The 22492-nt window shown below is 72.5% G+C and carries 15 protein-coding genes, 1 pseudogene and 1 CRISPR repeat array; of the genes and pseudogenes, 12 read left to right on the top strand and 4 right to left on the bottom strand.

What is annotated here, in order from left to right; genetic code table 11:
- Positions 1–17: 17 nt before the first annotated feature.
- Positions 18–860, bottom strand: a complete 843-nt coding sequence (locus ACH436_RS20525) for an SDR family oxidoreductase (RefSeq protein ID WP_430562064.1) — start codon at positions 858–860, stop codon at positions 18–20.
- Between the two features lie 115 nt (positions 861–975).
- Between ACH436_RS20525 and ACH436_RS20520 the strand changes: the two genes are divergently transcribed.
- On the top strand, positions 976–1992 hold the full coding sequence (locus ACH436_RS20520) for a helix-turn-helix transcriptional regulator (protein ID WP_430562063.1): 1017 nt from the start codon (positions 976–978) through the stop codon (positions 1990–1992).
- A 4-nt stretch (positions 1993–1996) separates the two neighbouring features.
- On the opposite strand, the gene pgm is transcribed toward ACH436_RS20520, so the two are convergent.
- Positions 1997–3676, bottom strand: a complete 1680-nt coding sequence (gene pgm / locus ACH436_RS20515) for a phosphoglucomutase (alpha-D-glucose-1,6-bisphosphate-dependent) (RefSeq protein WP_430562062.1) — start codon at positions 3674–3676, stop codon at positions 1997–1999.
- Between the two features lie 161 nt (positions 3677–3837).
- Between pgm and cas3 the strand changes: the two genes are divergently transcribed.
- The 9 genes and pseudogenes from cas3 (at position 3838) to cas2e (ending at position 13065) form a co-directional block, all read left to right on the top strand.
- The gene (gene cas3 / locus ACH436_RS20510) at positions 3838–6777 is read left to right on the top strand and encodes a CRISPR-associated helicase Cas3' (RefSeq protein WP_430562061.1); all 2940 of its coding nucleotides are present in this window, start codon (positions 3838–3840) and stop codon (positions 6775–6777) included.
- A 49-nt stretch (positions 6778–6826) separates the two neighbouring features.
- On the top strand, positions 6827–8485 hold the full coding sequence (gene casA / locus ACH436_RS20505; RefSeq protein ID WP_430562060.1) for a type I-E CRISPR-associated protein Cse1/CasA: 1659 nt from the start codon (positions 6827–6829) through the stop codon (positions 8483–8485).
- On the top strand, positions 8482–9132 hold the full coding sequence (casB, locus tag ACH436_RS20500) for a type I-E CRISPR-associated protein Cse2/CasB (RefSeq protein ID WP_430562059.1): 651 nt from the start codon (positions 8482–8484) through the stop codon (positions 9130–9132). Before casA ends, casB begins: the two co-directional genes overlap by 4 nt.
- Positions 9129–10256 carry a type I-E CRISPR-associated protein Cas7/Cse4/CasC gene (cas7e, locus tag ACH436_RS20495; protein ID WP_430562058.1) on the top strand — a complete coding sequence of 376 codons (1128 nt, stop codon included), beginning with the start codon at positions 9129–9131 and terminating at the stop codon, positions 10254–10256. The genes casB and cas7e overlap by 4 nt, the downstream gene beginning before the upstream one ends.
- Positions 10253–10978 (top strand): type I-E CRISPR-associated protein Cas5/CasD, encoded by a 726-nt coding sequence (cas5e, locus tag ACH436_RS20490; protein ID WP_430562057.1) that lies wholly within the window; start codon positions 10253–10255, stop codon positions 10976–10978. Before cas7e ends, cas5e begins: the two co-directional genes overlap by 4 nt.
- Positions 10978–11610: a type I-E CRISPR-associated protein Cas6/Cse3/CasE gene (gene cas6e / locus ACH436_RS20485; protein ID WP_430562081.1), complete on the top strand. Its 633-nt coding sequence runs from the start codon at positions 10978–10980 to the stop codon at positions 11608–11610. Before cas5e ends, cas6e begins: the two co-directional genes overlap by 1 nt.
- Positions 11607–12137: pseudogene (locus tag ACH436_RS20480) on the top strand (CRISPR-associated endonuclease Cas1); the annotation flags it as partial. The gene cas6e and the pseudogene ACH436_RS20480, both read left to right, overlap by 4 nt.
- Before the next feature lie 134 nt (positions 12138–12271).
- Complete coding sequence (locus tag ACH436_RS20475) at positions 12272–12556, top strand: hypothetical protein (RefSeq protein WP_430562083.1); 285 nt, start codon at positions 12272–12274, stop codon at positions 12554–12556.
- Positions 12469–13065: a type I-E CRISPR-associated endoribonuclease Cas2e gene (gene cas2e / locus ACH436_RS20470; RefSeq protein WP_430562056.1), complete on the top strand. Its 597-nt coding sequence runs from the start codon at positions 12469–12471 to the stop codon at positions 13063–13065. Before ACH436_RS20475 ends, cas2e begins: the two co-directional genes overlap by 88 nt.
- Before the next feature lie 67 nt (positions 13066–13132).
- Positions 13133–15667: direct repeats of the CRISPR family, unit length 28 nt; unit sequence GTGTTCCCCGCGCGAGCGGGGATGAGCC.
- A gap of 136 nt (positions 15668–15803) precedes the next feature.
- Here cas2e and ACH436_RS20465 read toward each other — a convergent pair.
- Positions 15804–17177 carry an acetamidase/formamidase family protein gene (locus tag ACH436_RS20465; RefSeq protein WP_430562055.1) on the bottom strand — a complete coding sequence of 458 codons (1374 nt, stop codon included), beginning with the start codon at positions 17175–17177 and terminating at the stop codon, positions 15804–15806.
- A 299-nt stretch (positions 17178–17476) separates the two neighbouring features.
- Between ACH436_RS20465 and ACH436_RS20460 the strand changes: the two genes are divergently transcribed.
- Entirely contained in the window at positions 17477–19309 is a 1833-nt protein-coding gene (locus ACH436_RS20460) for a calcineurin-like phosphoesterase C-terminal domain-containing protein (protein WP_430562054.1), read from the top strand.
- A gap of 83 nt (positions 19310–19392) precedes the next feature.
- On the opposite strand, the gene ACH436_RS20455 is transcribed toward ACH436_RS20460, so the two are convergent.
- Complete coding sequence (locus tag ACH436_RS20455) at positions 19393–20739, bottom strand: M20 family metallopeptidase (protein ID WP_430562053.1); 1347 nt, start codon at positions 20737–20739, stop codon at positions 19393–19395.
- Between the two features lie 138 nt (positions 20740–20877).
- Between ACH436_RS20455 and ACH436_RS20450 the strand changes: the two genes are divergently transcribed.
- Positions 20878–22437 carry an AbgT family transporter gene (locus ACH436_RS20450; RefSeq protein ID WP_430562052.1) on the top strand — a complete coding sequence of 520 codons (1560 nt, stop codon included), beginning with the start codon at positions 20878–20880 and terminating at the stop codon, positions 22435–22437.
- The last annotated feature ends 55 nt before the right edge of the window (positions 22438–22492 follow it).

Genomic DNA, 22492 nt, shown 5'->3' with positions numbered 1-22492 from the left:
CCAGCGGCCGGCGGGCGTCAGCCGCCGAGGTCGATGCGGTGGTCGCCCGCCCACTGCGCGAGCGTGCGGCCGGGCCGGCCGGTGACCGGCGTGACCGGGCGCGGCACGTCGGGCGTCGCCACGGTGTCGCTCCAGTAGGCGAGCAGCATCGCCGTCACCGCCTCGGGGACGTAGCCGGCCGTCTCGGCACGGAACTCCTCCGCGCTGATCTCGACGAGCGGGATCTCCCGCCCGAGCGCGTCCCCGATCGTCCGGACCTGCTCCCGGCGGGTGAGCGCCGCGGGCCCCGTGAGCGGGATCGCCTCGCCCACGAGGTCGTCCCCGAGCAGCGCGACGGCCGCGGCCTCCGCGACGTCGTCCTCGTGGACCGGCGCCTGGGCCGAGTCCAGATACGGCGCCCGGATCGGCGCGCCCGAGCGGATCTGCCACGCCCAGGCGAGCAGGTTGGTGGCGAAGGTGCCGGGCCGCAGGATGGTCCAGGCGTCGGTGCGCGCGGTGACGGCCGCCTCGACCGCGCCGTGGTGCACCTGGCTGGCGGACCCCCGGTCCCGGGGGAACTCCTCGGCGACCGCCAGGGAGGACAGGACGGTGAGGCGGTGCACCCCCGCCGCCACGGCGGCCTCGACGAACGCCTCGACGCCCGGTGCGGGGAAGACGAACGCCCGGTCGACGCCGTCGAACACCTCCGGCCCCAGGGACGAGGCGTCGGACAGGTCGCCGCCGACGACGTCGACCGCCTCCGGCAGGGCGGCGTCCGCCGGCTTGCGGGTGAGGGCGCGCACGGCGGCGCCGCGCTCCAGCAGGGTGGGCACGAGGTGGCGGCCGACGGCGCCGGTCGCTCCGGTCACGAGGATGGTCATCGCTGCTCCTGGGGGACGGGCCGGGGGACCCGGCGGGCTGACGAACCCATGCTCCGTCCGCTTGAGGACATATCGTGTCCACAAGCCGTCAGTCCCCTCGAGAGCGGTGGTCCCCGTGCCGGAGACGTCACCCACGGAGCGCGCCCTGCGCCTCCTCGAGCTGCTCCAGACGCGCCGCTCCTGGCCGGGACGCGAGCTCGCGGACCGGCTCGGCACCGACGGGCGGACGCTGCGCCGCGACGTCGACCGGCTGCGGCGCCTCGGCTACCGGATCGAGGGCCGGCGGGGCACCGACGGGGGTTACCGGCTGTCCACCGGCGACGACCTGCCGCCCCTCGTCCTCACCCCCGACGAGGCGCTCGCGACCGCGGCCGCGCTCGCCTCCTCGGCGGCCTCGGGGTCCGCGGGCGGTGGGGAGCTGGCCCTGACCGCCCTCGCGAAGATCGAGCAGGTCATGCCGCGCGGGGCGCGGCCCCGGGTCCGCGCGCTGCGCTCGTCCGTCGCGCCCTCCCAGAGCACCCGCGCCGCCCCCGGCGCCTACCCCGCCCCGCTCGACGCGGGCGTCCTCGGGGTGCTGGCGCTCGCGTGCCGCGACACCGAGCGCGTGCGGCTGCGGCACATGGCGACCGGCGGCCCCGACGCGGGCCAGGACCTGCTCGCCCGCGTCGAGCCGGTCGCGCTCGTCCCGCGCGGGACGCGCTGGTACCTCGTCTGCCGGGACGTCGACCGTGGCTGGCGGGCCCTGCGCGTCGACCGGATCACCCGGGCGGAGCCGACGGGGGTGCGGTTCGACCCGCGGCCGGTCCCGGGAGGCGACGCCACGGCCTTCCTGTCAGGCCTGCTCGGCGCGCCGCCGCGCACCCACGAGGCCACAATCCTCGTGCACGCCCCGATCGACCAGGTCCAGGCCTACATGGGTGGCTTCGCCGCGGACTTCACCGCGGTGACGCTCCCCTCGGGCGAGGCGGCCACGCACTGGCGGATCGCCGACGTCCGGCTCGAGGTGCTCGCCGGCGGGCTCCTGTGGCTGCGCTGGCCGTTCGAGGTGCTGGACTCGCCCGAGCTCGCCGCGCTGCTCCGGGAGAGGGCCGCCGCCTTCGCGGCCGCTGGCGCGGAGCAGCGCGGGGAGTGAGCGGTCAGGCGTCGCCGAGCGCGCCGTCGACCAGCTCCTTGGCGGCGTCCTGCACCTGCGCGAGGTGGTCGGCCGAGACGAACGACTCGGCGTAGATCTTGTACACGTCCTCCGTGCCGGACGGGCGGGCCGCGAACCACGCGTCCTCGGTGGTGACCTTGAGGCCGCCGATCTTCGCGCCGTTGCCCGGCGCCTCGGTGAGCGTCGCGGTGATGTCCTGGCCGGCGAGGGTCGTGGAGGTGACCGCGTCGGGGGAGAGGGCCGCGAGGCGCGCCTTCTGGTCGCGCGACGCCGGGGCGTCCACGCGGGCGTACCAGGACTCGCCGTGGCGGGCGACCAGGTCGGCGTGGTGCTCGGACGGCGTCCGCCCGGTCGTCGCGATGATCTCGGAGGCGAGCAGCGCCAGCAGCAGGCCGTCCTTGTCGGTGGACCAGACCCGCCCGTCGCGACGCAGGAACGACGCCCCCGCGGACTCCTCGCCCCCGAAGCCGACCTCCCCGGTCAGCAGCCCGGGCACGAACCACTTGAAGCCCACCGGCACCTCGACCAGGGTGCGGCCGAGGCCGGCCACGACCCGGTCGATCAGCGCCGACGACACGAGGGTCTTGCCGACGGCCGTGCCCTCCGGCCAGCCCGGGCGCGCCCCGCCGTACAGGTACTCGATCGCGACCGCCAGGTAGTGGTTCGGGTTCATCAGCCCGGCGTCCGGGGTGACGATGCCGTGCCGGTCGGAGTCCGCGTCGTTGCCGGTCGCGACGTCGAACGGCGCGTCTCCCGCCATCTTCTCGACCAGCGACGCCATCGCGTACGGGGAGCTGCAGTCCATGCGGATCTTGCCGTCCCAGTCGAGGGTCATGAACGACCACCGGGGGTCGACCTGCGGGTTCACCACGGTGAGGTCGAGGTCGTACCGCTCGCCGATCGCGCCCCAGTACTCCACGGACGCCCCGCCCAGCGGGTCGGCGCCGATACGGACGCCGGCCGAGCGGATCGCCTCGACGTCGACGACGTTCGGCAGGTCGTCGACGTACGTGGTGAGGAAGTCGTGCTTGTGCGTCGTGCCGGCGGCGAGCGCGTCCTCGAGCGACACCCTCCGCACCGAGGCGAGGCCGCCGGTGCGGAGGATCTCGTTGGCGCGGTCCGCGATCCAGCCGGTCGCCTCCGACCCGGCGGGCCCGCCGTGCGGGGGGTTGTACTTGAAGCCGCCGTCGCGCGGCGGGTTGTGCGACGGGGTGACGACGATCCCGTCCGCGAGCCCGGGGCCCTGCGTGCGCACGCCGTCGCCCGTCGTCGCGCCGTTGTGGATGAGGATCGACTGGGACACGGCGGGCGTGGGGGTGAACGAGTCGCGCGCGTCCACCATCACCGTCACGCCCGCCGCGGCCAGCACCTCCAGCGCCGTCTGCCACGCCGGCAGGGACAGTGCGTGCGTGTCCCGGCCGATGAACAGCGGGCCGTCCGTGCCCTGCGACGCCCGGTACTCGACGATCGCCTGCGTGACCGCCGCGATGTGCGCCTCGTTGAATGCCGTGTCCAGGCTGGAGCCGCGGTGCCCGGACGTGCCGAACACCACCTGCTGCGCCGGGTCCGCGACGTCGGGCACGAGGTCGTAGTACGCCCCCACCACCTTGTCGACGTCGATGAGGTCGATGTCCTGGGCCGGCTTCCCCGCGCGCTCGTGCATGGGATCGATCTTGCCAGCCGGGTGCCGATCCGCACAGGTCGCACGCCCCGAGGGGATGTTGTCTTGACGCGCGCCCGCCGGGGGAGGAGGACCCCAGGCGGCCGGGTGAAGTCGGACGGAAAGTGGTGCTTTGACACGAGTGCCTTTGGCACTCTTGTGGGATGACGCCGCCGCTGACGAGAGTTGCGCGGTGTGTCTGGGCCAAGAGCTGGCCTCAAGGGTCGCTCGAGGTCGAGGGCTGGCTACCGCTGTGGCGACATCTACAGGATGCGGCGGCGGTAGCTGGCCGGCTCTGGGACCGGTGGCTCCCCGTCTCCCTGCGGCGTCAGATCGCGCGCGCGTGTGGAGGCGACGACGCAGGACGGACGCTGTTGGTTCTCGTGGCCGGCGTGCACGACATCGGGAAGGCGACCCCTGCCTTCGCCGTCCAGGTCGACCGCCTCCGGGACCAGATGGTTCGTGCAGGGCTGCCGATGCCGCACACACTGCCGGAGCGGAGGGACCTGCCGCACGGCCTCGCCGGTCAGATCGTGCTCGAGCGATGGCTTGAGTTGCGGCACGGCTGGCCGCTCGAAGCTGCGAGCGGCCTGGGGTCGGTCGTCGGTGGGCATCACGGCATCCCTCCTGCGCGGCACGAGCTCAACCGGGGGCGACGGAACCCGGAGTTGCTCGGCGACGGCCCCTGGCGTGTGGTGCAGGACGACCTGCTTGAACACATGGCGCAGCACGTCGGTGCGGACCGCTACTTGGTGACGACCGTGTGGCATCGACTGCCGCGGAGTGTTCTCGCGCTCCTGCTGGGTCTTGTCGTCGTCGCTGACTGGCTCGCTTCCAACCAGGATCTGTTTCCTTTGGCGGGGGTTGAGGGCGCTGACTTCCTTCCGCAGCCGACCGGCGAGGACCGGGAGCGGCTCGAGGAGGCGTGGGCCGTCGTCGACCTCCCCCGTCCGTGGGGTGCGACGGGCGTCGAGGCCGGTGCCGCGGAGATCCTGCAGGCTCGCTTCGACCTGCCCGAGGGCGCGACGGTGAGGCCCGTCCAGGCCGCCGCGGTCGAGGCGGCACGCACTATGGACGCCGAGGGCATCCTCGTGATCGAGGCGCCGATGGGTGAGGGAAAGACAGAGGCGGCACTGGCGGCCGCGGAGATCCTCGCGGCGCGGTCGGGCGCGGGCGGCCTCTTGGTCGCGCTGCCCACGCAGGCGACGAGCGACGCGATGTTCGCGCGGGTGATGCGGTGGCTCGCGCGAGCACCTGGGCAGGGCGCACCGGACGTCGAGCGACCCGTCGTGCCTGACAGCGGCGGTGGTGCGCGTCGCTCCGTCTACCTCGCCCATGGCAAGGCGTGGCTCAACCCGGACTTCTCCAGGGTCCCTCGGGGCCGCACGCGAACCGGGGACCTCGGCCGGGACGAGCGCGGTGGCGGTGCCGTATATGTGGACGCGTGGATGACCGGCAGGCGCAAGGGGGTCCTCGCCGACTTCGTGGTGGGCACGATCGACCAGGTGCTCTTCGGGGCTCTGCAGTCCAGACACGTGGCACTGCGTCATCTGGCGCTTGCTCGCAAGGTGGTGGTGCTCGACGAGGTGCACTCGTTCGATGCTTACACGAACGTCTACCTGGAGCGGGCGCTGGAGTGGTTGGGCGCTTACCGGGTGCCTGTGGTGGCGCTGTCGGCCACTCTGCCGCCCAAGCTGCGTGACCGACTCGTTGACGCGTATCGGCGCGGACGCGCGACGGGGACGGGCCCTGGACGTCGTGACAGGCGTCGAGGGCGACCGCGACCGGTGACCGCCGAGGTACCACCGTCCATACCGTTGACACGGTCCGCCGTCGACAGGCCGACGGCGTCGTCCCGCGTGACCGCACTGACCGACGGGGTCGCCGTCGGCGAGGACGTCATCGGTCCGTCGCGGTCCAGGCGTGTCGTGATCGAGACGGCTGCGGACGACGACGTGGCCCGGGTGCTGCACGACGCGCTCCGGGACGGCGGCTGCGCCCTGGTGGTCCGCAACACCGTCACACGCGCCCAGGAGACCTTTCGCGACCTGAGGGAGGTGTTCGGACCGGACGTGGTGCTGCTGCACTCACGCTTCCTCGCGAAGGACCGCAAGCTTCGTGAACAGTGGCTCGTCGAGCGCCTGGGCCCGCCTCCAACCTCGGGTCGGGGTGCGCGACCGGAGCGTCTCGTCGTCGTCGCGACTCAGGTGATGGAGCAGAGCCTCGACGTGGACTTCGACCTGCTGATCACCGACCTCGCACCGACGGACCTCCTGCTCCAGCGTGTCGGGCGACTGCACCGGCACGACCGTCCCGCCGACCATCGCCCGTCGCGAACACGTGAGCCGCGGGCGGTCGTCGTCGGAGTCGACGACTGGGGCGCCCAGCCGCCCACGTTCCCGAGAGGCTGCAGTCAGGTCTACGGGCCCTACCTTCTGCTTCGGGCGGCAGCTCAGGTCCTCGCTCGGACGACGTCGGGACAGGGGATCCGGTTGCCGCAGGACATCGCGCCGCTGGTGCATGCCGCCTACGGCATGCAACCCCTCGGTCCGGACGAGTGGCGGTCGGCGATGGAGGAGGCGCACCACAAGGCCCAGAGCGAGCGCCTCGTTCGTGAGATCCGAGCGCGGACTTTTCTGCTGGGGCCTCCTGCGGAGGATCGGGTCGGTCTGATCGGATGGCTCGACGGGAGCATCGGCGAGGCCGAGGCGCAGGGCCGCGCCCAGGTTCGCGATGCCGACGACGCGTTCGAGGTGCTCGTCGTCCAGCGCGACGCCGGAGGCCAGTGGCGTCTGCCCGGCAGGCGGGGCGCGGGTGTCGATGGCGAGCTGCTGGAGATGCGAGAGGTCCCGCCCGTCGCGAAGCGACGCGCCTTGGCCGGCACGGCCGTCCGCCTTCCCGCTTGGCTCGCGGCCGGCGAGCTGGGAGACCAAGTCCTGGACCAGCTCGAGGAGAACGTCGTCGACGCCTGGCAGGACTCGCCCGACCTTGCCGGGCAGCTGGTGCTCCCGCTCGACGACGGCGGGAGGGCCTACCTCGCCGGCTGCGAGGTCGTCTACGACGAGGACCTCGGCCTACGGGTGGGTAGGCCGCGGCGTGAGTGACGACGAACCCGGCCACCCCACAGACCTGACACCAGAGGAGTCCTGACCGATGGATGAACCCCGATTCTCGCTCGTCGACGAACCGTGGATCCCGGTGCTCGATGCGGGCACGGTCGTGGAGCTCTCCCTGCGCGACGTATTCCGGCGGGCGCACGAGCTGGAGCAGCTCGCCTGCGAGCTGCCCACGCAGTCGTTCGCACTGCTGCGCGTGCTCCTCGCGGTGCTGCACCGGGCGACGAACGGGCCGCTCACCGCCGACGAGTGGGTGGAGATACGGGACGAGTGGAAGACGACGGTCGCCGACGTCGACTCCTACCTGGACGACTGGCACGACCGGTTCTGGCTGCAGCACCCCGTGCACCCGTTCATGCAGGTGGCGGACCTGCGGACGGCGAAGGACGAGGTGTTCGGACTGAGTCGGATCGTCTGCGACGGTCGTCACGACTCGGCGTCCGAAGCCTTCCTGTCGACCCGGCTGGGCGACGACCTCGAGACGGCGACCTTCGCGGAGGCGGCCCGCTGGCTGGTGCATGCGCACGCGTACGACGTGTCCGGGATCCACAGTGGCGCTGTCGGTGACCGGCGGGTCAAGGGCGGCAAGGGGTACGGCATCGGCACGGGGTGGGCGGGGCAGCTCGGCGGTCTGTACGCGGTGGGCGACACCCTCCGCGAGACCCTGCTGCTCAACCTCGTCGCCCCGACGCCCGCCGGACTGACCCCGTCCGACGATGACCGTCCGGTGTGGGAGCGCGCGCCGCTCGGCCCGGAACCCGAGGACTGGGACGGCGAGCACGACCGGCAGCCCACGGGACCGGTGGACCTCTACACCTGGCCGGCGCGGCGGATCCGGTTGGTCGGCCAGGGCGACCGGGTCACGGGATGCATCAATGCGCAGGGTGACCGCGCGACCCCGCAGAACCGGCAACAGGTCGAACCGATGACGGCGTGGCGATACTCCGAGCCGCAGACCCGCAAGTTCCGAGCGGACACGTACATGCCGCTCAAGCATCGGCCCGACCGGGCGCTCTGGCGAGGGCTGCCCGCGCTGCTCGTCCACGACAAGGGCGCCAGGCCGCGGGCGGAGCCGGCGCGCCGGCTCCGGCCCGGGGTGCTGTCGTGGCTCGAAGAGCTCGAGGGACGACGGCATGTCGGCTCCGGGCTGGTCCGCGTCCGTGGCGTCGGGATGGAGTACGGCTCCAACGAGTCCGTCTACGACGAGCTGCTCGCTGACGAGCTCGACCTGCCCGTCGAGCTCTTCGACCCCGACCGCCCAGACCTGGCGGACGCCGCCAAGAACGCGGTCGGTGCCTCGGATGCTGCCGTCTATGCGTTGGGGCTGTTCGCACAGGACGTCATGCTGGCGTCCGGCGGCGACCCCGATGCAGCGCAGGTGGCCGCGAGCCGCGCTCGCGAGCAAGGGTATGCGGGACTCGACAGGGTGTTCCGGACGTGGGTCGCCACGCTGCGCAGGGGCAACGACCCGTCCGAGCGCCGCGCCGCCTGGCAGCGCGCCGTGCGTTCCGTGGTGCGTGAGGTGGCCGATGACGTCGTGGCCGCCGCGGGACCGGCAGCCCTGGTCGGTCGGGCGGCGGGTGGACGTTTCCGTGACGTCGGCGTCGCGGAGCGATGGTTCGGGCGACGGGTGCGGGAGGCGCTCCCGTACGCCTTCCACGCGGGTGACGGGAAAGACGCGGAGGAGGTCGCATGACGACGACAGAGGCGCCCGGCGGCGCCGCCGAGGAAGGGCGCAGGAACAACCGTCGGCTTGGAGACACCGGCCGGTGCGTCGCTCGGCGAGTGATGCTTCTGCAGGAAGGACGGCAACGGTCGCGGACGGTCGCCGCACTGGCCCACCTGCGCAAGGGCGTCGGCAAGGAACCGGGCAGCGACCCGGCCCTGTGGTGGCTCACCGTCGACGGTGTGCCCGGGGAGCCGCGTGGGGACGAGCCCACCCGTCAGGAGCGTGCCGTGCACGTCGCGCTCACCCTGTACGCGGTCCATCAGCAGTCGCGGCCCGAGGGGATGCACCGCCCCGGGGCAGGGCTCGGGCACGCGGTCGCTGCCCTCGAGCGCGCCCAGGGTGGGGCCGACGGCGAACGCACCTCGCCCGTGCGTCGCCGGTTCGACGCGGTCGTCACCGCGACCGGCGTGACCGAGGCAGCCCACCACCTCCGGGGCCTGGTCACGCAGCTGCGTGGAGCGGGCATCGGGCTGGACTACGGACAGCTCGCCGATGACCTCGTCGACATCCAGGCATCGAGCAGGCGGGACGACGTGCGCCGCCGTTGGGCGCGACAGCTCTATCACCAGGACACCGAGACCCGGAACGACCCCATGACAGAGGAGCACTCGTGAGCCGCACCATCGTCGACGTACACATCCTGCAGACCGTCCCGCCGAGCAACCTCAACCGGGACGACACGGGCAGCCCGAAGAGCGCGACCTACGGCGGCGTCCGCCGCGCGCGTGTCTCGTCACAGGCGTGGAAGCGCGCCACTCGCTTCGCGTTCCGCGACCGGGTCGATCCGGCGGACTTCGGTGTACGCACCAAGCGGGTGGTGGAGCTGCTCGCAGGGCGGATCGGCGAAGTCGACGGCGAGGTGGCAGACCCTTCTGCGGCGGCTCTCGCGGTCCTGGGTGCCGCGGGAATCAAGGTGAAGGAGCCGCGGGGCAAGAAGGACGTGCCCGCTGAGGCCGGCTACCTGGTGTTCCTCTCCGCGCAGCAGGTGGACGCCCTCGCGCGGCTGGCCGCCACGGCAGCACGGTCCGGTGAGGCGCCGGACAAGAAGGAGGCCCAGGCACTGATCAAGGGCAAGAACTCGATCGACCTCGCGCTCTTCGGTCGCATGGTCGCCGACGTCACGGACCTCAACGTCGACGCGTCCTGCCAGGTGGCGCACGCCCTGTCCACCCACGCGGTCGACACCGAGTACGACTACTTCACCGCCGTCGACGACCATAAGGCCGCCGACGCCGAGGAGGACGCCGGGGCAGGCATGATCGGAACCGTCGAGTTCAACTCTGCGACGCTCTACCGCTACGCGACCGTCGACGTCGACCTGCTGGCCCGCAACATCGGGGACTCCGCCGCGACGGAACGCGCCGTCGCCATCTTCCTCGATGCGTTCGCGAAGTCGATGCCGAGCGGCAAGCAGAACACGTTCGCGAACCGCACGCTCCCGGACGCCGTCGTCGTCTCCGTGCGCGACGACCAGTCGGTGAGCTACGTCGGCGCGTTCGAGGAGCCGGTTGCCGCGGCCGCGGGGGCGGGTCGGGTCACAGAGTCGGCCCGTCGGATGTCCCGCTACGCAGGTGACCTGCAGGACGCCTACGGGTCGGTGCCCGTGCAGACGTGGGTCGTGGGGGTGGGGGACGCCAGATCTGAGCTCGCGGGTCTGGGGGAGGTCACCTCCTTCGGCGACACCGTCTCCGCGGTGAGCGCGCTCGTCACGGAACGTCTCGCGGCGGGGGCGCAGTGAGCACGCTGCTCCTGCGCCTCGCTGGGCCGATGCAGGCGTGGGGGAGTGGGTCGCGCTTCACGCGTCGCAGCACCGATGACACCCCCACCAAGAGCGGCGTCGTCGGTCTGCTGGCCGCAGCCCGCGGCCTGCGTCGGACCGATCCGTTGGAGGACCTGCTCGACCTGCGGTTCGGCGTCCGGGTCGACCAGCCGGGGACCGTCGAGCGCGACTTCCAGACCGCGCGTGCCGCCGACGGTGGACGGGCTTACCCACTGACGCACCGGTACTACCTCGCGGACGCGGTCTTCGTCGCTGCGCTCGAGGGCGACGACGGCCTCGTCGCCGGGCTGGCCGAGGCCGTGCGGCACCCGGTGTTCCCGCTGTACCTCGGCCGTCGTGCCTTCCCACCGTCGGGTCCGGTGGCGCTGGGGGTGCGGGAGGACGGGGTGTGGGAGGCGCTCCACGCCGAGCCATGGCACGCCGCCCCCTGGTACCGGCGTCGTCAGGGTCCCAGCGTGCACCTCGAGGTCCGGGTGGACGCGGCCGCGATACCCACCGAGCTCGAGAGAGCGGGGTCGCTGCGGACGATGAACCAATCGGACGAGCCGGTGAGCTTCGACCCCAGCAGACGCGAGTGGGGTGTGCGCACCGTGTGCACGGTGACGACGACCGTCAGCAACCAAGACGGGCGACCTCGGGCGGGGTGGCACGACCCGATGGCCCTGGTGGGGGGTGCGTGATGTACCTCTCCAGAATCCAGATCAACCCGGCCCGGCGCGGTGCCCGCAAGCTTCTCGGATCGCCGCAGGCGATGCACGCTGCCGTCCTGGCATCCTTTCCGCAGAGCGATGAGGAGCGGGGTCGTGTCCTGTGGCGGGTCGACCGGGACGGGCCGCGCACCTGGGTGTACGTCGTCAGCGCGCCCGCGCCCGACTTCGCGCACGTCGTGGAACAAGCGGGATGGCCGACGACGCAGAGCACGTGGGCGGTGCGGTCCTACGAGCCGTTGCTCGAGCGGCTCGCGGCGGGGCAGGAGTGGGCTTTCCGCCTCACGGCCAACCCGACGCACACGAGGGAGGGGAAGCGGTACGCCCATGTCACCGTGGCGCAACAGCTCGACTGGCTGCTGACGCGAACCGCAGGGTGGGGATTCGATGTCCGAGGACGCGACGACGCCCGTGACCTCGTGGTGCACGACAGACGGGTCGATCGGTTCCCGCGCAGTGGGCGCACAGTGACGATCGCCAAGGCGACCTTCGACGGTGTGCTGACCGTCGTGGACCCCGATGCTCTGCGAGCTGCGATGACGCATGGTGTGGGCCCGGCCAAGGGTTACGGCTGCGGCCTTCTGACCTTGGCAGCATCGGCATGACTACGCCGATCCCGGGCGCACGTCCGGCCCAGGTCGCGGAGCTGTTGCGTGCCCAGGATCGGCTGACGTTCCTCTACCTCGAGCGGTGCATCGTCTCTCGGGACGCCTCGGCGATCACGGCGACCGATGAGCAGGGCACCATCCATGTCCCCGCGGCGGCCCTGGGTGCACTACTGCTCGGCCCGGGGACGAACGTCACGCACCAGGCGATGGTGCTTCTTGCCGAGAGTGGTTCGACCGTCGTGTGGGTCGGCGAACGAGGTGTGCGCTACTACGCGCACGGGCGGTCGCTCTCGACATCGTCCAGGCTTCTCGAGGCGCAGGCGGCGAGGGTCACGAACCGCCACGCGCGCCTAGCGGTGGCCCGTGCGATGTACGAGATGCGGTTTCCCGGTGAGGACGTCGGCGGGCTGACCATGCAGCAGCTCCGTGGCCGCGAGGGTGCCCGGGTACGGCGTGCGTACCGAGACGAGGCCGAGCGGACCGGCGTGACATGGACGGGACGGCAGTACCGACCGGATGCCTTCGACTCGTCCGACGTCGTGAATCAGGCGCTCTCCGCTGCCACGAGCTGCCTGTACGGGTGGCTCATGCCGTCATCGTCGCTCTCGGGTGCTCGCCTGGGCTCGGTTTCGTGCACTCCGGGCACGAGCGGTCGTTCGTGTATGACGTCGCGGACCTGTACAAGGCAGAACTGGCCATTCCTGCGGCATTCGACGCGGCGGCTGCCGACCCGAGTGACGTGGGTGGACACGTGCGCCGTGACATGCGGGACAGGATGTACCGTGCGCGGCTCCTGGAGCGGTGCGTCAAGGACGTGCGCCAGTTGCTGGTCGGGGACGAGGCCGGCGAGGACGAATGGGCCGACGTCGTCAGCTTGTGGGACGGCCGCTGCGGGTCGGTCGCCGGCGGTGTCGGGTACGGAGACCGGGCGGCGCCGTTCTGATGGTGGTCGTGGTGCTCTCGGTGACGCCGGAGCGGCTGAGGGGCGTTCTCACCCGATGGCTCCTCGAGGTGTCGGTCGGGGTGTACGTGGGGCATCTGCCTGCACGAGTGCGTGAGTACCTATGGCTGCGGATCGTCGAGGACGTCGGGCGCGGGCGGGCATTGATGGTGTGGGCGCGGCAGGGCGAGCAGCGACTCGACTTCCGCAGTCATAACCATGCATGGGAGACGGTTGAAGTCGAGGGGATCACGCTGATCCGTCGACAGACTGCGGAGTCTAGAGAGATCCGACGGGCGAAGGAGACGGCAAGGGCACGTCGCCTCGAGGCTGGGGCCGAGAGTTCTCCGGTCAGTCCGGGGAGCGGCCTGGAGGACGAGGGGCTTGAGACAAACAGTCGTGGCTCAGGTGGTTCCCGGCGTCGCAACTGGAGCCACGCAGCACGACGCCGTCGCTTTCAGAACGCAGTCGAGAAGCGTCATGGTCAGCAGGGTCCAGAAGAGGGGGTCTAGAACCTCCGAGCGCGTCGAAGTGAAGCGCGGGTGCCTGAGCCCTCGGTAACCTTGCTGGTCAGCAAGTGTGTTCCCCGCGCGAGCGGGGATGAGCCCTGGTACGTCTCCGAGTACTCGGTCTGCGAGACGTGTTCCGCGCGCGAGCGGGGATGAGCCCGGCTCCTGTCACTCAGACTCGAGGCAGCACATGTGTTCCCCGCGCGAGCGGGGATGAGCCGCACGAGAACGACGCGCCGTTGCCGATGTAATTGTGTTCCCCGCGCGAGCGGGGATGAGCCCGACCGTCCGATTACATGTCTCCGCAGGTCAGGGTGTTCCCCGCGCGAGCGGGGATGAGCCCAAGGGCCTCGTGCTCAAGCGCGCGAAGGAGGCGTGTTCCCCGCGCGAGCGGGGATGAGCCCGGGTCCTCCGTCGCCAGCGTCGCGGCGACCTGGTGTTCCCCGCGCGAGCGGGGATGAGCCCTGCTTCGTGCCGGTTACGTTCAGGGCCCCGGAGTGTTCCCCGCGCGAGCGGGGATGAGCCCGACCGGGACGCGATGAGCCTGGACGAGGCGAAGTGTTCCCCGCGCGAGCGGGGATGAGCCCGACATGACCTTGAGGCGCGCCTGCGCGTCGTCGTGTTCCCCGCGCGAGCGGGGATGAGCCGTTCCGCGGGTGGGTAGCCGACGAGCTCGCCCGGTGTTCCCCGCGCGAGCGGGGATGAGCCGACGCTCCGCGAGGCAGACGTCTCCGTGCAGGAGTGTTCCCCGCGCGAGTGGGGATGAGCCCGTGCGCGGCGCCCTGGACGCCATCGCAGCCGCGTGTTCCCCGCGCGAGCGGGGATGAGCCGTTGTACGCCGCGACGACTGCCATGGTGGGCCCGTGTTCCCCGCGCGAGCGGGGATGAGCCCACGCGCACCCGCGGTCCGGTGAGGCGCTCCTGGTGTTCCCCGCGCGAGCGGGGATGAGCCCTTCCCAACGGCCAGGATGTCCCGGGTGGCGTGGTGTTCCCCGCGCGAGCGGGGATGAGCCCTGCTCGCGGGTGCGCCCGAGCGCCTTGTCGATGTGTTCCCCGCGCGAGCGGGGATGAGCCCTTCACCGACCAGACCTGGCGTGACCTGTTCGGAGGTGTTCCCCGCGCGAGCGGGGATGAGCCCGTGAGAGGAGCACTCAGTGCCGAAGCGACCGCGTGTTCCCCGCGCGAGCGGGGATGAGCCCGCCTCGTCCGCGGACTTCGCCAGGCCCGTGCGGTGTTCCTTGCGCGAGCGGGGATGAGCCCATCAACCCGACCGGCTACGAGCTGAGGGTGTACGTGTTCCCCGCGCGAGCGGGGATGAGCCGAACCGGTCGTAGACGAGGACGCGCACCGGAGAGAGTTCCCCGCGCGAGCGGGGATGAGCCCACGAGGGGCACCGGGCCGCCGTCGTAGTGGGTGTGTTCCCCGCGCGAGCGGGGATGAGCCCGCGCACCCGATCCCCCGCCGCGGACTGCAGCGGTGTTCCCCGCGCGAGCGGGGATGAGCCCGCCCCGCACGCCGGGGGGTAGGCCGTCCCCTGTGTTCCCCGCGCGAGCGGGGATGAGCCCCGCGTCCAGCCCGGCCCCACGATCGCCTGGCGCGTGTTCTCCGCGCGAGCGGGGATGAGCCCGTCTCGCGCGCGACATCGTCCCGCCACGTCGTGTGTTCCCCGCGCGAGCGGGGATGAGCCCAACCTCAGTCGCCACGGCTCGAAGCCGACGGCGTGTTCCCCGCGCGAGCGGGGATGAGCCCGACATCCCCCTCGCGCTGCGGAACTGGACGCAGTTCCCCGCGCGAGCGGGGATGAGCCCGACCCGAACCGGCGGCGCCCGTCACGCACGAGGTGTTCCCCGCGCGAACGGGGATCAGCCCGAGCTGTGGCACCTGACCTACCACCCGGCGAAGTGGTTGTTCCCCGCGCGAGCGGGGATGAGCCCCCGACGTTCCTACGCCTGCCGTGCGGCACCAAGTGTTCCCCGCGCGAGCGGGGATGAGCCGCCCGCCATGCCGCGGCCACGCTCCTCATGGAGGTGTTCCCCGCGCGAGCGGGGATGAGCCCCTAGCCGCGCGCATCACGGTCGGTGGGATCGGGTGTTCCCCGCGCGAGCGGGGATGAGCCGCACTTCAAGTACCGCTCGCCGATGAACCCGGGGTGTTCCCCGCCCGAGCGGGGATGAGCCGCCGTCCACGCGGCCCAGTGCGCTCTGCAGGTCGTGTTCCCCGCGCGAGCGGGGATGAGCCGGTGCCGGCGTATCAGGTGGCCGGACAGTGGGTGTGTCCCCCGCGCGAGCGGGGATGAGCCCTGTTCTGATTCTCGGTCGTCAGCGCTGCGTTGGTGTTCCCCCGCGCGAGCGGGGATGAGCCGTAGGCGCGCATCTGCGCCTCAGTGGCGGCGTCGTGTTCCCCGCGCGAGCGGGGATGAGCCCCACGGGTCCGGCGACGCCATCGACGTGAAGACGTGTTCCCCGCGCGAGCGGGGATGAGCCCGCGGTAGCGATCAGGCCGTGGGTGTCGATCTTGTGCTCCCCGCGCGAGCGGGGATGAGCCGCGGCGCCAGTACGGCAGCGGCGGCGTCCGCTAGTGCTCCCTGCGCGAGCGGGGATGAGCCGCAGAACTACGTTGCCGAGCCGGAATGCCACCTTGTCGCGAGTGGCTCGCCCTCCGGCGACCGGTCACAGGGCCGTCCGGCACGGCGCCGCCCGTTGAAGGTGGCGCCGTGCCGGACGGCAATGACCCGGGCGTGCCTAGCCTCGGAAGTCCGCCTTGCGCACCAGGCCGTGCACGCCCACCGTGCGGTCGACCACCTGCGAGACGGCGAAGTCGGCCGCCGCGGACAGGTACGCGTACGCGATGGCGCGGTCCAGGCCCTGGTCGTGCTCGAGGAAGTCGAGCGCGTTGACGACGGCGCGCCGCATCGCCACGTCGAGGTCGGAGCCGTTGCCGCCGACGGCGCCGTCCGGGTCGGACAGCCCGATGGGGATCCAGGCGTCGGCCGTCTCGGCGAAGGGGTAGGAGTACGCGACGGAGGGCGCGTCGCCCGAGCCCGGCTTGCACACGGTGAGCCGGAACGTGCCGCGCAGGGAGCCCTCCATCGCGGTGAGCGCCACCTCGCCGTCGCCCATCGCCATGTGCGGGTCGCCCACGTAGAACAGCGCGCCCGGTGCGCGCACGGGCAGGTAGAACGTGGAGCCCGCGCCCAGGCGGCTGATGTCGATGTTGCCGCCGCCGAGGGTGGGCGGGATCGAGTTCGCCTCGGGGGCCGTGAGCCCGGTGTTCTCCGAGAACGCGACGCCCATCGTGCCGAAGAAGTACCGCAGCGGGAACGACACGCGCGAGCGGCCGGAGCCGATGACCGCCTTGTTCCCCTGGATCTTCGCGAGCACCGACACGTTGCCGTACTCGGTCGGGATGCCGGTGCCGCGGCCGTCCGTCGCGACGGGCGGCATCACCTCGTCGAGCGAGATGCCGGCCGGCGCGCCCGCGCCGGTCAGGGCCAGGGCGCCCTTGCCGTGCCGCGAGGAGATCACGCCGTACGGGACGCGCGGGGCGACGTCCAGCGTCTCGATCTTCAGCACGTCGCCGGGCTCGGCGCCGTCGACGTGCACGGGGCCGGTGATGACGTGCGGGCCGTCCTTGTCGAAGTCGCGCGGGGTGCGGTCGTAGCCGCCGGCGATGGCGACGGCGTCGTCCAGCACCTCGCGGCGGCGGACGCCCCGCTCGCCGAACCACGCGACGGGGTCGCGCCCCTGGTCCTCGAGGATCCCCTCGTGCGACACGGAGTCGATCGTGATCGTGCGGCCCGAGCGCACGCGCGTCACGGCCGTCGCGTGCACGGACGGGACGTAGCCCCACAGCACGTCGTCGACGTCGGAGCGCAGGTAGTGGTCCCCGCGGATCCGGCCCCGGCCCGGCTGGAGGATGCCGCCGTAGCTGCCCGCGCCGCCTCGTCCGGCGGCGGCGCTGCCCGCGGCGGTCGTGCCGCCCGAGGTGGCGGCGGCGGGCACCGCGGCCCCCACCGTCAGCGCGGCCCCCGCACCCACGCCGGCCGCGGCCTGCAGGAAGCGGCGCCGGCCGAGGCCGGCGGCGAGGGTCTCGGCAGCGTCTCGTCCGTCGTGCATGTGCGCTCCTCGTGGTGGGTGGGCCGGTCGTCGTCGGGCGGGCGTCCGACGTCCGCGCGGTCCCGGTGCGCCCGACGGTAGGGAGCGCGCATGACGGGCGTGTTCGGCGCTGGTGTCCGACGGGTAACGGGCGGGCCGCGTTCGCTGGGAGTTGGCCGGGTCCCGTCTGGCGTTCGGCTGCCCGGTGCCTCGGCGTCACCGGACGGTTGCCTCGGCCGCCTAGCGTCGTCGTCGGCATGCCGCAGCGCCCTGACGAGGGCGTGTACTCGATCCGCTCTCTCAGACCCCGGAGGAAGTACATGAACCCCCGCAGCATCCGCCAGGCCTGTGCCGTCGCCGGCACCGCCTCGCTCGTCGGGCTGGTCCTCGTGGCGCCAGGTGCCGCCGCCGCGCCGTCGCCCGACCCGTCCGAGGTGAGGGCCGCCGCGGCCGCCCAGCGCGCCGAGGCAGGCGTGTACACCGGCCACGTCGAGGTTGTGCGCGGCGAGGCCGCCGACCCCGAGGTGCTCACCGGCACCGTGTTCCACGACAAGGACGAGGACTCCACGCAGGACCGGCGCGAGAAGGGCGTCGCCGGCGTGCAGGTGTCCAACGGCCGCGACGTCGTCACCACCGACGGCAAGGGCCGCTACAGCCTCCCCGTGCTCGACGACATGACCGTCTTCGTCACCCAGCCCGCGGGCTACCAGGTGCCGGTGGACGAGAACGCCATCGCCCAGTTCAGCTACAACCACTCGCCCGAGGGCTCTCCCGACCTGAAGTACGGCGGGCTCGAGCCCACCGGGCCGCTGCCGCAGGCGGTCAACTTCCCGCTCGGGAAGTCGAAGGCGACGGGCAAGGCGAAGCAGAGCTGCCCGGTCGCGGCCGACACGCAGACGTACGACCTCACCCAGGTCGGCTACGCCCGGGACGGGGCGGTCGCGGACCTCATGGCCCGCGACGACTACGCGAGCTGCGGCATCCTGCTGCTCGGCGACAACGTCGGCGACGACCTGAGCCTCTACCCCGAGCTCAAGGACATCTACGCCGCCGCCAACGGCCCCGTCCGCATGGCCCCCGGCAACCACGACATGGACTTCGACGCGGCCGACGACTCGCGCTCCCTGGACACGTTCCGCCAGGAGGTCGGCCCGGGGTACTTCTCCTACGACGTCGGGCAGGCGCACGTCGTCGTCCTCGACAGCATCGTCTACAAGGGCGCCACGCCGGAGGGCACGTACGGCGGGTACTGGGAGAAGATCGACGACCAGCAGCTCGCCTGGCTCGAGGCGGACCTCGCCGAGGTGCCGCGGAACAAGCTCGTGGTCGTCGCCACGCACGCGCCGATCGTCGACCACCGCATGGTCATCGTGGACAACGCCCCCGAGCTGTACGACGTGCTGCGCGGCCGCAACGCCGTCACCGTGGGCGGCCACACCCACATGGTGGAGAACCTGCTCCCGGGCGACACCCGCGCGGAGTGGGCCGAGGCCGGCGTCCCGGAGCTCGAGCACACCCAGCTCGTGGCCGGCGCGGTCTCGGGCGACTGGTACTCGGGCGGGCTCGACGAGCACGGCCTGCCGTTCGCGTACATGGGCGACGGGGCGCGGCCCGGCGTCCTCACCATGGAGCTGGACGGCAACCGGTTCTCGGAGCGGTACACCGTGCGCGGCGAGCGGGACGACCTCCAGCTCGCGCTCGGCGTGAACACCCCGCACTGGCGGGACTGGGCCGGCGACGCGCTCGCGTGGCGCGACGGCGGCAAGGAGGGCGACGCCCCGGCGCTGGGCGACCCGCGCCTGGTGAGCGCCGAGGACCTCGCGGGCGACAGCTGGCTGACCGCCAACTTCTTCGCCGGCTCGTCCGCCGCGCACGTCGAGGTGTCCATCGACGGCGGCCCCGCGGTCGAGGCCGAGCACACGCAGCCGATGGAGGGCGAGTCCCTGCGGTCGGGGTGGGAGTTCTCCGACCCGCAGGCCGCGACGCGCAACCTGCTCACCAGCGGCAGCGTCACCCGGTCGAACCCGCACCTGTGGCGCCTGCCCGTGCCGGCGGACCTGGAGGCGGGCACGCACGCCGCGACGGTGACGGCCACCGACCACCGGGGCCGGGAGTTCACCGACACCCTGCGGTTCACCGTCGGGAGCCGCTGAGCCGCGCGGAGCACGCGGTCGGGCCCGTCGGGACCTCGGTCCCGGCGGGCCCGACCGCGTTCTCGTCCGGTCGGACGCCCGGGTCAGTCGAAGTAGTGCGGCACGTCGAGCGGGCCGCCCTGGGCCTCGAACTCGTCGTGCACCGCGGCGCGCAGCGCGTCGTCGGCGAGGTACTCCAGGGCGGTGACGGCCAGGCCGAACGCGCCGTCGACGGCGGCGGAGACGGCCGCCGGCCCCGCCGCCGCGGCGGCGAACTCGGCGGTGTGCAGCGCCACCTCGGGGGTGGAGACCTGCACGAGCGGGTGCATCCCCGGCACCCGGAACGACACGTTGCCGAAGTCCGTGGACGCGGCGATCGTCTCGGGCACGATGCCGGCCGGCAGCGGGTCGCGGCCGCGGCGCCGCTGCGCGGCCACCCAGCGCTCGGTCAGCGCGGAGTTGGTGCGCACCGGCAGGCTCGGCAGCGCGCCGTCGTCCCACTCGATCTCCACCTGGGTGCCCGTCATCAGGGCCGCGCCGCGCGCGACGTCGTCGAGGCGGGACGACAGGTCGCGCAGCGTGTCCGGGTACTTCGAGCGCGCGTACAGGCGCATGACGGCCCGCTCGGTGATGACGCTGGGCCGGGTGCCGCCCTCGACGATCGTCGCGTGCACGCGGTCCACCGGCGGCAGCTGCTGCCGCAGCAGGCCGATGCCCTGGTAGGCGAGGGTCGCGGCGTCGAGCGCGTTGCGGCCCATGAACGGCTGCGCCGACGCGTGGGCCGGCCGGCCGGTGAACGTCCAGGTGAGCAGGCGTCGGCCCAGCCACACCTGGTCGGCGACGTCGAGCCCGAACGGGTGCACCATGATCGCCGCGTCCACGTCGTCGAACGCCCCCGCCCGCGCGAGCACCTCCTTGCCGGAGTGCCCCTCCTCGGCGGGCGTGCCGAGCAGCACCACGCGGCCCGCGGGGGCATCGTCCGAGGTCATGGCCCCCTGGAGCGCGAGGAACGCCCCGACGCCCGCCGCGGCGATGACGTTGTGCCCGCAGGCGTGCCCGATGACGGGCAGCGCGTCGTACTCCGCGCAGATCGCCACGGTCGGTCCGTCGCCGGAGCCCAGCTCGGCCCGGAACGCCGTCTCGACCCCGTGCACCCCGAGCTCGGCCTCGACGCCGTGCCGGGCCAGCACCTCGACGAGCGTCGCCGCGCTGCGGTGCTCCTCGAACGCGGGCTCCGGGTCGGCGTGCAGGCGCTCGACGATCTCGCGCAGCTCGGGTTCGAGCTCCTGCGCGGCACGCTCCACCGCGGCCGTGGACGCCTCGGGCAGGGTGGACGGGGCGACGTCCGGTGCGGGGGTGGACCTGCGCCGCTGCTCGGTCTCCGCGACCAGGTGGTCGAGGTACGCGGCGCTCGGCCGTGCGGGGGGAGTGGAAGCCGTCATGTCAGGCATCGTAGGGACACCCGTGCCCCTCACGGCACGAACGCCGCCAATCTCACGATGCGGACGAAGCCCTCGCAACGGGTGACCGGGGCTATTACGGTCGGGCGGACACGCCCGCGGCGGCGGGCCGACCCGGGGAGAACGCGCGTGACCAGCACCCTCGACACCCGATCCCGCACCGACCGCTTCCTGGCGGTGGTGGAACGGGTCGGCAACAAGCTGCCCGAGCCGTTCACGCTGTTCCTCGTCCTGTTCGGCGTCATCGCGCTGGCGTCCACCGCGATGGCGCTCGCGGGCGTCACGGTGCAGATGCCGGGCAGCGACGAGGTCGTCGAGGTCAAGGGGCTGTTCACGGCCGAGGGGATGACCTGGCTCACCGAGAACCTCGGGGAGAACTTCCTCGGCTTCCCGCCGCTGGTGACCGTGCTGCCCATCCTCATGGCGGTCGGCGTGGCGGAGAAGTCGGGGCTGCTCGGCGCCGCGGTGCGCTACGCGTTCGGGTCCGCGCCGCGCTGGGCGCTGGCGTACGCGGTCGGGTTCGTCGGCGTGCTGGGCAGCATCATGTCGGACACCGCGTTCATCATCATCCCGCCGCTCGCCGCGATGGTGTTCCGGGCCGCCGGCCGGCACCCGGTCGCGGGCCTGCTCGGCGGGTTCGCCGCGGCCGGCGCCGGGTACTCCACGAACATCCTCGTCACGAGCCTCGACGCGCTCTTCGCCGGCATCACCAGCTCGGTCGCGGAGATCCTGCCCGACCCGGGCTCGCCCGTGAACCCGCTGTCGAACTGGTTCTTCAACGCGGTCTCGTCGATCCTCCTGGCCCTGCTCGCGGGCTTCCTCATCGACCGCGTGCTCGAGCCGCGCATCCGGCGCCAGGGGGTGCCCCTCGACCAGGTCGCCGACGGCGACGACCCGCTCGCGGGCACCTCGGCGGCCACGACGGCGGACGAGCGCCGCGGGCTGCGGAACGCCCTCGTCGTGGCGCTCGGCGTCGCGGCGGTGATGGTGGCCGCCGTGCTCGTCCCGGCGTCGCCCTGGCGCAACGACGACGGCGGGTTCCTGCCCGAGTCGCCGCTGCTCAGCTCGATCGTGTTCATCGTCTTCACGATGTTCCTGGTGCCGGCGATCGTCTACGGCCGCGCGGTCGGCACGGTGCGCCGCATCGAGGACGTGCCGACCATGTTCGGGCAGGCGCTGAAGGACATGATCGGGTTCGTCGTGCTGGCGTTCGTGCTCGGCCAGTTCATCGCGCTGTTCAACTGGTCCGGCGTCGGGCAGTGGATCGCCGTGTCCGGCGCGACCGCGCTCGAGTCGATCGGGCTCACCGGCTACGGCGCGATCCTCGGGTTCCTCGTCGTGGCGTCGGTGCTCAACCTGTTCATCATCTCGGGCTCGGCGCTGTGGACGCTCATGGCCGCCGTCTTCGTGCCGATGTTCGCCCTCATCGGGTACGAGCCGGCGTTCGTGCAGGCCGCGTTCCGCGTCGGCGACTCCGCGACGCAGATCATCACGCCGCTCAACCCGTACATGATCGTGCTGCTCGCCTACCTGCGGCGGTGGGAGCCGAGCGCCGGCCTCGGCACCGTGATGGCGCGGCTGCTGCCGTTCACCGTCTGCTTCTGGCTGGTGTGGGCCGCGATCCTCAGCGTGTTCTTCTTCCTCGACCTGCCCGTGGGCCCCGGAAACGGTATCTTCCTGGACGGCTGACCGGCGCCAGCGACGACTCTGGTGGGCCTGCTGTGGCACGCTTGTCTCGAGCAAC

Source organism: Isoptericola sp. NPDC019693 (genome assembly GCF_044389085.1).
Classification (GTDB): domain Bacteria; phylum Actinomycetota; class Actinomycetes; order Actinomycetales; family Cellulomonadaceae; genus Isoptericola.
The sequence above is the reverse complement of the archived record's forward strand: the minus strand, read 5'-3'. Positions and strand labels throughout refer to the sequence as shown.